This window comes from Auritidibacter sp. NML130574 (assembly GCF_003185725.2).
In the GTDB taxonomy this organism is placed as follows: Bacteria; Actinomycetota; Actinomycetes; order Actinomycetales; family Micrococcaceae; genus Auritidibacter; species Auritidibacter ignavus.
Genome location: NZ_CP031746.1, coordinates 1683395 through 1697384, shown reverse-complemented (window position 1 = coordinate 1697384; position 13990 = coordinate 1683395). Strand labels below are relative to the sequence as shown.

Annotated in this window: 11 protein-coding genes; 6 read left to right on the top strand and 5 right to left on the bottom strand. The window is 57.9% G+C overall.

Annotation, left to right across the window (positions count from 1 at the left end; all coding sequences use genetic code 11):
* Positions 1 to 108 precede the first annotated feature (108 nt).
* Positions 109 to 936: a TIGR03084 family metal-binding protein gene (locus DCC27_RS07695; protein WP_158278411.1), complete on the bottom strand. Its 828-nt coding sequence runs from the start codon at positions 934 to 936 to the stop codon at positions 109 to 111.
* A 611-nt stretch (positions 937 to 1547) separates the two neighbouring features.
* Between DCC27_RS07695 and DCC27_RS07690 the strand changes: the two genes are divergently transcribed.
* From DCC27_RS07690 to DCC27_RS07680, 3 genes are all read left to right on the top strand, one after another.
* On the top strand, positions 1548 to 2807 hold the full coding sequence (locus DCC27_RS07690; RefSeq protein WP_110110778.1) for a glycine betaine/L-proline ABC transporter ATP-binding protein: 1260 nt from the start codon (positions 1548 to 1550) through the stop codon (positions 2805 to 2807).
* Positions 2804 to 3685: an ABC transporter permease gene (locus DCC27_RS07685; RefSeq protein ID WP_371682192.1), complete on the top strand. Its 882-nt coding sequence runs from the start codon at positions 2804 to 2806 to the stop codon at positions 3683 to 3685. Before DCC27_RS07690 ends, DCC27_RS07685 begins: the two co-directional genes overlap by 4 nt.
* A 74-nt stretch (positions 3686 to 3759) precedes the next feature.
* Positions 3760 to 4710 (top strand): glycine betaine ABC transporter substrate-binding protein, encoded by a 951-nt coding sequence (locus DCC27_RS07680; protein ID WP_233242786.1) that lies wholly within the window; start codon positions 3760 to 3762, stop codon positions 4708 to 4710.
* A 168-nt stretch (positions 4711 to 4878) separates the two neighbouring features.
* Here DCC27_RS07680 and aceB read toward each other — a convergent pair whose 3' ends face one another.
* A complete protein-coding gene (gene aceB, locus DCC27_RS07675; RefSeq protein ID WP_371682191.1) occupies positions 4879 to 6546 on the bottom strand; it encodes a malate synthase A in 1668 nt (555 codons plus the stop codon).
* Between the two features lie 56 nt (positions 6547 to 6602).
* Positions 6603 to 7895, bottom strand: a complete 1293-nt coding sequence (gene aceA, locus DCC27_RS07670; RefSeq protein WP_110099925.1) for an isocitrate lyase — start codon at positions 7893 to 7895, stop codon at positions 6603 to 6605.
* A 439-nt stretch (positions 7896 to 8334) separates the two neighbouring features.
* On the opposite strand from aceA, the gene DCC27_RS07665 reads away from it, so the two are divergent.
* The 3 genes from DCC27_RS07665 (at position 8335) to DCC27_RS07655 (ending at position 11619) form a co-directional block, all read left to right on the top strand.
* Positions 8335 to 9339 carry a magnesium and cobalt transport protein CorA gene (locus tag DCC27_RS07665; protein WP_158278410.1) on the top strand — a complete coding sequence of 335 codons (1005 nt, stop codon included), beginning with the start codon at positions 8335 to 8337 and terminating at the stop codon, positions 9337 to 9339.
* A gap of 36 nt (positions 9340 to 9375) precedes the next feature.
* Positions 9376 to 10860, top strand: coding sequence for a helix-turn-helix transcriptional regulator (locus DCC27_RS07660; protein ID WP_110101226.1), 1485 nt, complete (start codon positions 9376 to 9378; stop codon positions 10858 to 10860).
* A gap of 201 nt (positions 10861 to 11061) precedes the next feature.
* Complete coding sequence (locus DCC27_RS07655) at positions 11062 to 11619, top strand: CarD family transcriptional regulator (RefSeq protein ID WP_110099928.1); 558 nt, start codon at positions 11062 to 11064, stop codon at positions 11617 to 11619.
* A 66-nt stretch (positions 11620 to 11685) separates the two neighbouring features.
* Here DCC27_RS07655 and DCC27_RS07650 read toward each other — a convergent pair whose 3' ends face one another.
* Both DCC27_RS07650 and DCC27_RS07645 read right to left on the bottom strand, forming a co-directional pair.
* Complete coding sequence (locus DCC27_RS07650; protein ID WP_233487961.1) at positions 11686 to 12810, bottom strand: YihY/virulence factor BrkB family protein; 1125 nt, start codon at positions 12808 to 12810, stop codon at positions 11686 to 11688.
* Between the two features lie 92 nt (positions 12811 to 12902).
* Positions 12903 to 13910 carry a YeiH family protein gene (locus DCC27_RS07645; protein ID WP_110099929.1) on the bottom strand — a complete coding sequence of 336 codons (1008 nt, stop codon included), beginning with the start codon at positions 13908 to 13910 and terminating at the stop codon, positions 12903 to 12905.
* Positions 13911 to 13990: the final 80 nt, after the last annotated feature.

Here is a 13990-nt window from a genome sequence, read left to right as displayed (position 1 = left end):
AAAATTTCTGCGTCTTTAACGAGATTAACGACACCTCGCCAGCCCGCGTCTCCGTTGTGGCCCGCGTGTGAGAGGTCGCGTGTGCGCGTGAGCGACTCAGACAGCGGGCTAGTCTTCCAGATCAGCCGGAGATAGCCGTTCCCCTGGTTCCGGTCCGGTGGTCGCAGCACCGGCAAAGGCTTGGGCGATCTGCATCCACAGCTTTGCGGTCTCACCCTCGATGCTGAGGTCGGCATCGGCAAAGTGTCGACGCTGCGTAACTACCGCGCAGAAACCCCAGGCGGAACCAATAACGCGGTTCTCGGCATCAGGGTCACCAAAACTCAGGTCAGGGCCGACCTGTAAGGACAGCTGGACATAAATTGGCTCCTGCGGTGGCGTGTGGCCGTGCAACGTGAACGCGAAGTCACGGGTCTTCACACCGAGCTCGGCAACCGAAGCTTCGGCTTCGTTGCGGGGCTTGGTCCACCCCACAGCGTCGTAGATGTCCAAGCTGTGGGCCCAGAGCTCCATCGTGCGAGCCTGGGCCATGCTGGTGGGGCTCATGGGGCGGGCCAGCCAGGCGATTTTCGTCTCCTGATCGTCGCCGTATTCTTTCAAGCGGGTCAGTAATTCGTGATGAGTTGTCGTCCACTGATTCAGCAGCTCGGCAGGCTCCTGCTCAGCTAGTCGGTGGGCTTCAGCATCAACGTGCTTGGTGAACGCCTCTGGGTCACTACCTTGAGCCAGCGCCACCACCTGTTGAAAGCGCTCGTCGTTGTCGATGGCCGACAGACAGAGCTGATCGGTCCACACTAAGTGACCTAATTGGTCGGCAACGGTCCACCCCTGACTAACGGTAGCTTGTCGCCACTGCTCGTCGGGGATGTCTTGGAACAGTTTGTCAACCTCGGCGATTTCGCGTTCAAGTAGCACAACGGCCTCAGACAGTTTCATAAGTTTCCTTGCTTCCAGGGCGACGACGTGACCCTCCGGGCTGAAGTAGGGCGACATCGGTGCGGTGATGGGTGGTCAGATTGACTCCCTTACTGTCCAGTGTAAGCTCGTTCACACGGCTTTGTCTGCTAGGTCCATCATCATCTCTGTGGCCTCTCACTCCGGGGCGAGCATCACACGGGTGCCCGCCATGGACGTGTGCGCCACGGCCAGGACCCTGTGAATCAATGTTTTACGCCCCAAGTTTCAGCTCAGAGTGAACGCGTGTTGTGATCACCCGATGGGAAATTCAAAAAACTCAAGCCGTTTTCTTGGGGTCTCATGATTTGTGGGCACATAACACCGCACTATGTGATCGTTACCTTCTGGCTTCTGATCATAGGCTTCTTGTTCGTCTGGACGGAATGGTTGACGCATTATGTGCAGTAAATCTCATTGCATTATCTGCCCGGTTGGGTAGTTTTATCTCATCCGAATTTGTGGAGCCAAGATCTGAATTATGAGATATTCCCCTGAAAGTTTGTTATTATCATTAGCTGGTGACCTTTTTGTGGCATCTCCCGCAAGGGATCGCCTTCTTGATTTTGCATGTCAACCCAAGGGAAGCGTGTATGACATCATCGCCACACATCTCGGAGCAACCGGAGCCAACAGGTAGTGCAGGCCAGTCCGATGCCCCGGTGATTCGGGTACAGAATGTTTATAAGGTTTTCGGTAAACGTCCCGAACGAGTCGTCGAGAAAATCAAGGCCGGTGCTGACCGAAAAGACATTGGGTCTGAGGGTGTTGCCGCGGTGATTGACGCTTCCTTTGAGGTGAAGCCCGGTGAAATTTTTGTTGTGATGGGGCTATCTGGTTCCGGAAAGTCAACCCTGATCCGAACCCTGAACGCGTTGCAACCGGCCACCTCGGGCACTGTTGAAGTCATGGGGCAAGACTTGGCTCAGCTGTCGAAAAACCACCTGAGAGATCTGCGAGCCAGGCACATGTCGATGGTCTTTCAGCACTTCGCATTGCTGCCGCACTGGACCGTGCTCGATAACGCCGCCTATGGGTTAGAAATCCAGGGTTACGGTCGAAAAGAACGTCAGGAGATGGCTGCGCAGGTGCTGGCCTCGGTCGGTTTGGCCGGCTGGGAAAAGCGCTACCCTAGTGAACTCTCGGGCGGTATGCAACAGCGTGTGGGACTGGCTCGGGCGTTGGCCTCGCAGACCGATGTGATGCTGATGGATGAGGCCTTTTCAGCCTTGGACCCGTTGATCCGGCGTGAGATGCAGGAAGAAATGATCTCCTTGCAACGTGAGCTACATCGGACCATCGTGTTCATTACCCACGATCTGAACGAAGCCATGTACATGGGTGATCGTATCGCGGTGATGAAGGAAGGCCGCATCGTCCAGATCGGTACGCCCGAAGAGATCCTCTCGGTTCCCGCCAATGACTATGTCGCCTCCTTCACCGCGGATGTGGATCGGTCTCGGGTTCTCACCGCGCAATCGGTCATGGTTCCGCCTGCGGAGCTTTCGGAAGCAGAAATTACCAGCTTCGGGCGCACACACCGCAGTGTCAAGCCCGGGGCGACTTTGCAGGAGATCGTCCCGGTTGCCGTGGAAGCCGACGGCCCGGTTGCGGTTGAAGGCGAGGACCATGGCAAACGGGTGAAGGTCGGTTATGTCCGCGTCTCGCGTCTGCTGGAGGCCATGAGCCCTCAGCGCTCGGAAACACTGTCAGAGCGGTTGGAGTCAGCTGAGACCACCGACCCTGCGGACGCCCCGCCAGATGCCTCGGTTGGTCGCCACGCTGAACAAATCGATCCGTCGCCTGCTGGCGATACCGATCGCCACAAGACCGCTGGGGGTGATGCGCTGTGAGCTCGACACTGTCTGCTCTAATCCCGGCTTCGGACATCACCTGGTTCGAATTCGAGTCCATTAACGACTTCCGCTTCGGCGTCGGCGAAGCCATTGAAGCCGGTCTGGACTGGTTGCTTGGCACTTTTTCGGAAGCGTTCTCAATCGTGCGCACCACGCTGGCGACGCTCAACGACCTGCTGGTCGGTCTGCTCACCTGGCCTGACTGGTGGGTGGTAACCCTCGTCCTGACCGGGCTGGGCTGGATCGTCAAGTCCTGGAAACTAGCGCTAGGCACCGCGTTGGGCTTCACCCTGATTGCCGGGATGAACATGTGGGAACATGCTATGGACAGCCTGGGGCTGGTGACGATCTCCACCTTTATTGCCGCAGTCATTGCGATCCCGCTGGGTATTCTGGCCGCCTCCTCGAATACGGCCTCGGCCATTATTAAACCGATCATGGACTTTATGCAGACCATGCCGCCGATGGTCTACCTCATTCCGGCGCTGGTGATGTTCCGTGTCGGTGTTGTTCCCGGCATGGTGGCCACCATACTGTTCGCGATGGTGCCCGGTGTGCGTTTTACCGAATTGGGTATCCGCGGTGTGAACGCTGAAGTGGTCGAGGCCGGTCAGGCCTTCGGTGCCTCACGGTTCCGGATCCTGCGTCAGATCCAGCTTCCGCTGGCCATGCCGACCATTATGGCCGGTATCAACCAGGTCATTATGCTGTCATTGTCGATGGTGGTCATCGCTGGTATGGTCGGCGCCGGTGGCCTGGGTGGCCAGGTCACGTCGGCCTTGAGCAGTATCGATGCGGGACTGGGCTTTGAAGCCGGTATCGCCGTGGTCGTGTTGGCGATGTATCTGGACCGGCTGACCGCGCTAAAGAAGTAAAGCTAACGGACCGGGTGCCTGAGTTGTACCGGTTCGGTTCATCATCCACACTGACACTAACTGGAGGTAACAGAGTGAGGAAGTTCAACAAGATCTGGAAATCCGTTGCTGCACTGTCTATCGGCGCCCTGGCCCTGACCGCCTGTGGCGAAGGCGACGGCACCGGCGACAACGGTGGTGAGGACAAGGGCGAACTGACCATCGGCGTCTTCAACGGCTGGGAAGAGGGCATTGCTGTGTCCTACCTGTGGAAGCACATCCTGGAGGAAGAAGGCTATACGGTCAACCTCGAAGAGGCTGAGCCGGCCGTGGTGTTCTCCGGTGTTGCCACTCAGGACTACGACTTCACCATGGACGTCTGGGAGCCCACCACCCACGCGTCCTACCTGGATGAGTACGGTGACGACCTGGAAATGCTGGGTACCTGGAACGATGAGTCCTCGCTACAGATTGCTGTCAACGAGGACGCGCCGATTGACTCCCTGGAGGAACTGGCCGATAACGCCGATGAATTCGACAACCGGATCGTCGGTATTGAGCCCGGCGCCGGTCTGACCTCCGCCACCGAAGATGAGGTCATCCCGACTTACGGCTTGGACGGGATGGAATTCACCACCTCGTCCACTCCTGCCATGCTCCAGGAGCTGAACACCGCCATCGATAACGACGAAAACATCGTGGTGACTCTGTGGCGTCCGCACTGGGCATACGAGGCCTTCCCGGTCCGTGATCTGGAAGACCCCGAGGGTGCTCTGGGTGGTTCTGAAACCATGTCGACCTACGCCTACAACGGTTTCAGCGATGATTTCTCCGAGGTCTCTGAGTGGCTATCGGACTTCACCATGGAAAACGACCTGCTCTACGATCTCGAAGCCCAGATGTTCGCCGATAATGACGACGAGGGCGAGTACGAAAACATCGTGGCAGACTGGGTCGCGGAGAACCAGGATTACGTCGACTCCTTGACCGAGGGTGGCGACTCTGAGGATAACGGCGACGAAGAAGATGCCGGCGACGAAGAGTAAATTTTGCGTGTCGTCTCCGTCTTGGTGGGTCACTTGCTTGGTTAGGTGGCTGCAACACCGAGACTGAACACACTGCCTGTGTAGATCAACAGCGGGCCCGGCCAGAGAGTGTCTGGTCGGGCCCGCTGTGCTGTGTGCTCGGGGTTGTGCTCTAGGTCCCCAGGTGCCTCAGACGGCGACGCGGGTGTTGGCGTCAGCTGCCAGGTAGGCGTTGTAAGCCGGGATGGTCAAGAATTCAGGGAACTCTTCGGCGAAGACCACGGCGGAAAAGACCTCCTGGGCCTCAGTGATCCGATCCTGGTCTGACCGATCCGCAGCAGACACGATCTCGTTGATGAGCTCATCGACCCACTCGCGGGTTACGGTGCGTTCGGACCCCTGCGCGGTCGTGGCCGTGGCCTCGGTTCGGATCCACTGCCACAGCTGGGAGCGGGAAATCTCGGCGGTGGCAGCGTCTTCCATCAGGTCGTTGATGCTGGCTCCACCGTGACCGCGCAACCAGGCGTCCAAGTAGTGGATACCGGCCTCGATATTGGTGCGAATGCCAGCTTCGGTGATCGCCCCGGTGGTGGCTTTCACGTTCAGCAACGCCTCAGCATCCGGGACCACATCCTCTCGTTTGCGCGTGCGAATCTGGTGCGGGGTCTCAAAGAGCAACTCGTCGTAGACCCGCATGCACACCGGCACCAGATCTGGGTGAGCCACCCAGGAACCGTCGAAACCGTCCGCAGCTTCACGGGACTTCTCCTCGCGCACCTTCTCCAGAGCGATCCGGTGTTTGACGGGGTCCGACTTATCCGGCACATAGGCTGCCATCCCGCCAATGGCGTGAGCACCACGACGGTGGCAGGTACGCACCAGCAACTCGGTGTAGGCCCGCATCATCGGTTGTTGCATGGTGACATCGGAACGATCCGGGAGCACGAACTCGTCGGAGGAGTCCTGGAAGTTCTTGATGATCGAGAAAATGTAATCCCACCGACCAGCGTTCAACCCGGCAGAGTGATCGCGTAACTGATACAGAATCTCATCCATCTGGAAGGCTGCAGTGATGGTCTCGATCAACACCGTGGCCCGGATGGTTCCGTGGGGAATGTTCAGGTAGTCCTGGGACTTGGTGAACACGTCATTCCACCAGCGAGCTTCCAGATGGTGTTCCAGTTTGGGCAGGTAGAAGTAGGGGCCACGGCCCAGGTGTACCAGCTCGTGCGCGTTATGGAAGAAGAACAGCCCGAAATCCATCAGCGCTCCGGCGATCGGCTGATCTTCGACCACGATGTGGCTCTCGTCCAGGTGCAACCCCCGCGGCCGCGGGAGGATCGTTGGAGACTGCGCTAGGGCTGGTTTCTTGAGCTTGTAGGTCCGACCGGTAGTCTGGTCGGTGTGGCGGATCTGGCCACGGATCGCCTCGTAGAGGTTCCGCTGGCCTTCGATCATGTTCTCCCAGGTGGGAGTACAGGCATCTTCGAAATCAGCCAGCCAGCATTTGGCCCCGGAGTTCAGGGCGTTGATGGTCATTTTCCGATCCACCGGTCCGGCAATTTCGGCACGGCGGTCTTTCAGACCGGGCGCCAGTGGAGCAACGCGCCAGGAATCATCATCACGAATCTTCTTCGTGGTGCTCTCAAATCCCGGACGCGCCCCAGCCGCAATGGCTGCGCGCACCTGCTGACGCGCTACCAAGAGTTCTTGACGCTTGGGCTCCATCGTGGTGTGGAGGTAGGCCAGAAACTCCAGGGCCGCATCGGACAGTAGCGGCTGAGTGGCTTCGGAGACCTCGCCGAGCACGCTGACGGTCAGTCCCGAAGAGGTAGTGTAGCGAATCTGGCTGGTCATGATCATCACGTCCTATCTGGCTGGCTGATTTCTGAAGAATCAGTGGTGGTGAGGGATTAGAACTGTCCAGACTCCGTCGAACCGGCCAGAGCGACCGTGGAGGAATCCGGGTTGACAGCGGTGGAGATCGCGTCGAAGTAGCCGGTGCCGACTTCGCGCTGGTGCTTGGTAGCGGTGTAACCCTGTGGCTCGGCAGCGAACTCGCGCTGCTGCAACTCGACGTACGCTGACATCTGGCGCTCCTTGTAGCCACGCGCCAGGTCGAACATCGAGTAGTTCAGAGCGTGGAAGCCCGCCAGAGTGATGAACTGGAAAGTGTAGCCCATCGCGGCCAGTTCGCGCTGGAACTTCGCGATGGTCTCATCATCCAGGTTCTTCTTCCAGTTGAAGGACGGCGAGCAGTTGTAGGCCAGCATCTGGTCGGGGTGCTCGGCCTTGACAGCCTCGGCAAACTCACGAGCCAGCTCCAGATCCGGAGTACCGGTTTCCATCCAGATCAAATCGGCGTACTCTGCGTAGGCCTTCGCACGAGCGATGCAGGGCTCCAGGCCGTTGCGCACCTCGTAGAAGCCTTCAGCGGTGCGACCACCGGTCAGGAACTGCTGGTCGCGCTCATCGACGTCGCTGGTCAGCAAGGTGGCGGCTTCAGCGTCAGTGCGGGCGATGATCACCGAGGGAACATCGGCGACGTCAGCGGCCAGACGGGCAGCGTTGAGAGTGCGCACGTGCTGGTTGGTCGGAACCAGCACTTTACCGCCGAGGTGACCACACTTCTTCTCGGAAGCCAGCTGGTCTTCCCAGTGCACACCGGAAGCACCGGCGGTGATCATGGCCTTCATCAGTTCATAGGCATTCAGTGGACCACCGAAGCCAGCCTCAGCATCGGCCACGATCGGCACCAGCCAGTCTTCGACAGTCTGGATGCCCTCGGAGAACTCGATCTGATCCGCCCGCAACAGTGCGTTGTTGATCCGGCGGACGACCTGCGGGACCGAGTTAGCCGGGTACAGCGACTGGTCTGGGTAGGTCTGGCCGGCCAGGTTAGCGTCAGCAGCCACCTGCCAACCAGACAGGTAGATGGCCCGCAGTCCAGCCTTGACCTGCTGAACAGCCTGATTACCGGTCAGCGCGCCCAGAGCGTTGGTCCACTCACCTTGAGGGTGCTCGGTAGTCAGTTGCTCCCAGAGCTTCTCCGATCCGCGACGCGCCAGAGTGTGCTCTTCCTGCACACGACCACGCAACTTCACGACCTCGTCGGCCGAGTAGGTGCGCTTGACGTTCGCCCAACGAGGGTTGGTGTCCCAGTCGTGCTGGATCTGCTCTGCGGAAGCGGGAGTGTGCTGTGACATGATCTGAACTCCTTGAGTGTGTATCAGTGTGGCGTCTCTTGTCGTTTTCGTGACGGTTCCGAATGGTTCGGTTCCCGTCTGGGTAGTTTCTACTCTTCCGTGTTTGTCGCCAGTGAGGCAGGGGATTGTCGAAAAAAATTGCGCTTCAGATAACCATTTGGAAAAAATATGACTTCTTTCGAACGATTCGCCCCTCATCTGCAAAATTGTGAGATGCAGAACAAAAAAAGCGACGATTTGTCGGATGGTTACCCTCATACACGCCCGCGCGCCTGCGAGAGCACATGCGCGCACGCGAACACTCCGCGACCCGGACGGCAGGTAGCAGTGTCCCACCAACGACCCGAAGTAGTTCGGGTGCCGGTGGCGGTGACCACCGAGGCAAACCATGCAAGAATATGTAGGCCAAGGTGACAAGTAGACGATGGGAAGATGCACCATGACCTATCTCTTGCACTCCGTTGATAACGTCCAGCACGGGGCCTCGGCCCCACGGTTGGAAGCACTGGAGAGTATTGAACAGATGTTCGCGCGTCTGTCGTCAGACCCCGATGCTAGGGCCCATGTGGTGGTTTCAGAACCCAGTTCGGCTGAAATTCAGCAGTGTGCCGAGTACTTTGAGCTACACGAATTAGCGGTCGAAGATACCTTGCAAGGACACCAGCGCCCCAAACTTGAACGCTACGACTCGGTACTGTTCGTCGTGCTGCACTGGGCCCAGTACGTGGACAAAACCGAAAAAATGAAGTTCGCGGAACTGCATATCTTTGTCGGCGACCGTTTCTTCTTGGTCTTCGCTGATGACCACTCACTGGCTCAGAAAGTCGTGCATTGGCTACACCGCCCCTTCCGGCGGCATGTGATGGACGCCGGGCACCCGCAAACAATGTTGTACTTCGTCTTCGACGGTATTGTTGACGGCTATGCGCCCATCATTATCGATCTCGACGATGATCTGGACGACATCGAGGACTCACTGTTTGGCGATTCGGCAACGGTGGCAACCTCGCAACGCATCTACGAGCTATTCAACGAGATCGTGAAGTTCCTGCGGGTCACTCGCCCGTTATCGCACATGATCGATCTGCTGACTCGGGGAGCCACGAAGTACGGCATGGATCAAGAATTCGCTCGTCACCTGCGTGACGTCCGCGATAATGTTACCCGTGATGTCGAACAACTCGAAGGTATTCGGGCCGCATTGCAGAATGCGCTGACCGTGGAATCTACGCTGGTGGGCCGAAAACAAAACGAGGATATGAAAAAAGTATCGGGATGGGCTGCGCTGTTCGCGGTCTCCACGGTGATTGCCGGGATTTACGGGATGAACTTTGACGACATGCCAGAACTCCATTGGTCCTTCGGATATTTGTGGGCCATTGGGCTGATGTTGACCGCGAGCCTCACCTTGTATCTGATCTTTAAGAAGAAGGGCTGGATGTAGGAGGAAAAATCCGCGGTTTTTAACTACGCTGTGATTATGGTGCAAAACACAGTAGACGATGTGACCGATACCGGCGAGGTAGCACGGCTGGATTCCGTGGTGCTGGGACGCCAATTGCGTCACCAGCGGAAGAAGGCCGGATTTACCCTGGAACATCTGGCAAGCAGGGTGGATGTTACGGCCTCTCACCTCTCCCAGATTGAGAACGGCCACCGCGAGCCGAAGCTATCACTGTTGTCTGCCTTGGCGGCAGAACTTCGCGTCTCGGTTGACGACATGCTCTCGGCTAAACCTCCGAGCAAACGAGCCGAACTGGAAATCGCGGTGGAGAAACTCCAACGATCCCCGCACTTTCACGCGCTGGGGCTTCCCGGAGTCAAGATCACCTCCCGGACTCCCACCGAGGTGCTCGAAACGATTGCGGGCTTAGCGAGCGAATTACGACGTCAAGCTGCCGAGCGGGTTGCTACGCCGGAGGAAGCTCGCCGAGCCAATGTCGCATTGCGGATGGAGATGCGTGAGCGCAACAATTACTACCCCGAGCTGGAATCAACAGCTCAAGAACTGCTGGAAGCGGTGGGCCAGCCCTCGGGGCCACTGACTCACCGCAGAATCGCAAACATTGCTGACCACCTGGGATTTTCGATCCACTTCGTCGGCTCATTGCCCCACTCCACCCGCTCGGTTACTGACCTGAAGAACCGACGATTCTATCTGCCCGGCGGACCGCACACCGACCATGACGCTCGGTCGGTCTTATTGCAGGCGATTGCGGCCTATGTGCTCGGATTCGGTGAGCCGGTGGACTATCAGGACTTTCTGAAACAGCGGGTCTACATCAACTACTGTGCTGCCGCGTTGCTCATGCCAGAAAAATCTGTGGTCAAAGAGCTGAAGGCTGCTCATCAGAACCGAGATCTGGCCATTGAGGATCTGCGAGATGGCTACGGGGTCTCCTATGAATCTGCTGCCCACCGGTTCACCAATCTGGCGACCGAACACCTGGGTATTACCCTGCACTTTCAGAAAGTGCACCAGTCCGGAGTGGTGCATAAAGCCTACGAAAACGACGGGGTGAGTTTCCCAACAGACAGTATTGGAGCCATCGAAGGCCAGCAGATTTGTCGGTACTGGACCTCCCGAGAAGTCTTTGACGTCCAGAATCGATTCCGCGCGTTCGATCAATACACTGATACCCCGGCCGGTACCTATTGGTGCACCGCCGTGGTGGAGTCTTCCTCCTCGGGTCTTTACTCGTCCTCAATTGGGGTCCCTTTCGATCAGGCGCGGTGGTTCCGTGGTCGGGATACCACCTCGCGGTCTGTCTCGCGGTGTCCGGACCCGACGTGCTGCCGCTTGCCTTCCCCGGAACTTGAAGCCGAATGGGGTGGACATGCGTGGCCCGCGGCGCGAACTAACGCCCACATTTTGGCGGCCATGCCCACCGGTGCCTTCCCGGGTGTCGATGAAGTGGAGGTCTTCCAATTCCTTCAGGAACAATCCGGTGTCGACAACGTGTAGCGCTGTCCAGCGAGGGTGAATTCGAGCCTGACATGCCACGTGCATGTCATTCTTGCTCTGAGTGATATTTTGTGGTATGCGGCCGTTTCCGTGCTAGTATGGTGTACCTCAGTAGGAAAACAGCGAGCGCTCGGTATTCCGACACTTCGTTGCAATGCCGGGCGCTTATGCTGTGCCATCAAAGAAAGGTGCATCTGCTCCATGCGTTTAACCCCAGGCAAGTTCGTCGTCCATCCGCAACACGGTCCGGCCGAAGTGGTGAGCCGCAACACCAAAAAGATCAAGGGTGAAGACGTCGACTATGTCGTCCTTGAGGTCCAGGAGCAGCGCCTGCAGATCGCTGTGCCTGAATCGAGCCTGTCGGAGATCGGTGTTCGAGACCTGTCCAGCCATACTCGGTTGCGCAAGTTGATGTCGTTGCTGGCCAAGGATGGTGACACCTTGGAAAAGCAGTGGTCCCGTCGTTTGAAAGCACTGCGCGAAAAGCTGGCTACCGGTGATTTGGACAATGTTGCCGAAGTCGCCCGGGATCTCTACCGCCGCCAGAAGGAGAAGGAGCTCTCGATGGCCGAGCGAAACCTCTATCAAGAGGCCAAGGACATGATTATCGCCGAGGTCGCTTTGGTGCTTGACGTCGATCACGACGAAGCTGAGCGCACCATCGATGGCGCGATCGACGGCGTGCCATTGACCCGGTTGGGTCTGGACCGCGGTAAAGAATCGAAGGAGGATAAGGAAAAGGAAGCCTCGATGGCCTAACAGCGCCCGGGATATTTTCCAATCCTTTTCCTCTGAGGCAGACGTTGACTTCCTCGGTGTGGTCTTTTAGTCGACGTCGCGATTTTCCGGGGCTAGTGGGTTGCTCATGGTCCGACGAAGGGTACGGGCCTCTTCGATCAGCTTGTCCTGGTCTTCCTTAGCCTTCTCAGCACCGGCGGTATCACGCGGTGGAAGCTGGACGTGGACCTCGGCAGGAATGCCGGATTCCAGCTGGCGGGCACGGAACATTTCGTGATCGATTAGGGCCCCCAGCAGCATCACCATATTGAAAATCCAGAGCACGAACAGCACCGCCATGATGGTTCCGACCGCACCGTAGGATGAGTACGAGGCAAAGTAGGTCAGGTAGATCGCCATGGCCACACCGGCAATCGCGCTACCAACCAACACCACCACGGCGCCAATGGAGAACCAAGTGAACTTCGGCTTCTGCACATTGGGGGTGAAGTGGTACATCACGGCGATGACCAGAATCAACACCAAAGCCACCACAACGTAGCGTAGCCATGCCCAGAGCGGCAAGAAGGTGTCCGTCATAAATGCCAGGACGCCTTCCAATCCTAGCGGCTCCGCAATGGGGCCGAACAGCCCATCGACGAGTGGACGGTTCAGGGCCAAAGAGATCAGGATGACGACGACACCGACCAGCACCGTTGCGGTCGTGAGCACCATGGTGAGGTTCTTCTTGATGAAGGTGCGACCTTCAGCCACCCCGTAGATGGAGTTCATGTTCCGGGAGAACGCCTTAACATAGGCCGATGCCGACCACAGTGCTGTAATCACACCGATGATCAACGCGATCACGCCACCGGTGGCCGAGTCCATCATGGTTTCCACGAGGTCTTGTACCAGCGCTTGATAGTCTTCCGGAACTGCCTGGGTGATCACATCATCGAGCATGTTCTCAATAACCTCGGCGTTGGAGGACAAGACCAAGGACAGCATGGAGAATACGGCCAGCAGACCGGGAGCCATGGACAGGACCGTGTAGTAGGTGAGCTTCGCCGACAGATCGGTTCCGCCATCGGTGCCGAATTTCTTCAGTGCCCGTTTAAAAGCGTATTTTCGGCCCGACCACGATAGGGAGTTTTTGTACAGTTTCGGGTCGGCATATTCTTGATTGCGGTCGTCCTCGTTCAAGACGCGAACGATGTCATCTCTGGCAGACAAGGTGGAGAACTCCTGAGTGATTAGGGTTTTGGGGGCCGACGATCACGCGCCGGTGACGATCGCGGTGCAACGGATTCAACTTTAGTGCACGACTAGGCTAATCGTCCTGCACCCAAGCCCCCGATGACCGTAATGATGAGCGTCGAGAGGGTAGCCAACATTATCGGGCGAGCGCCCACCTGCACCAGCGACCGGATGCGTACACCCATACCGAGCCCAAACATCGCGGTCGCCAAGAACAACGACTGGATCAGTTGGACCACCTCAAGGGCCGTCGGAGGCAGAATATCGACCGAGCGCAGTGCCACCATGATGAAGAACCCGATCACAAACCAGGGCACCAGAGCAGGACGTGATCCAGGGGCTGGGTCTTCCGGGGTGGATCGAGATGACGGGTGGCGGGAACTGAGAAATGCTATCGCTGCCAGCACGAAGGCCAGCATCATCACCCGGCCCAGTTTCACCGTCACCGCTGTGGTGGAGGCTTCTGGTCCCAGCGTCTCGGCGACCGCAACGACCTGAGCGACTTCATGAACCGATGTGCCAGCCCAGATCGCCCCTTGAGTTGTGGAAAATCCGCATAGTGCCACCAGCACCGGCATAGCGGGGATCATCAGGGTGCCGAACAGGACCACCAGCCCGATTGAGGTCGCAGTGAATTCTTTCTTGGCTTTGAGCACCGAATCCGCACCAGCCACCGCCGCAGCTCCACAAATCGAGAACCCGCTGGCAATCAGTAACCCCAGAGCGCTGGGCACCCGCAAGGCCTTGGCCAATATAACGGTGGCACCGAAGGTGATGACCACAGCGAGCACGATCAGCACAATGGTGCCCCATCCGAGTGCGAGAATCTCATCGACCGCCAGCTGAAGCCCCATGAGCACAATGCCCCAGCGCAACACCGTTTTTGATGCCACCGTGATCCCCGGTTCAACCACCTCTGGCACGGGGGCGATATTCCGCCATAACACCCCGATGACAATGGCGACCAGCAATCCGGAAACACCGGGTAGGTAGTCGCCGATGCCAGCGATCATACCCAGTGCCAGTGCTCCTATCGCGAAGGAGAGTACCAATCCGGGAAGAATGGTGCGGTTCACGATCAATCCTTATTAGGGGCTCGGTTCCCCCGGTATTTTCGATCCTGAGATGATCACGAGCAGGGGAGCAATCTCACGGA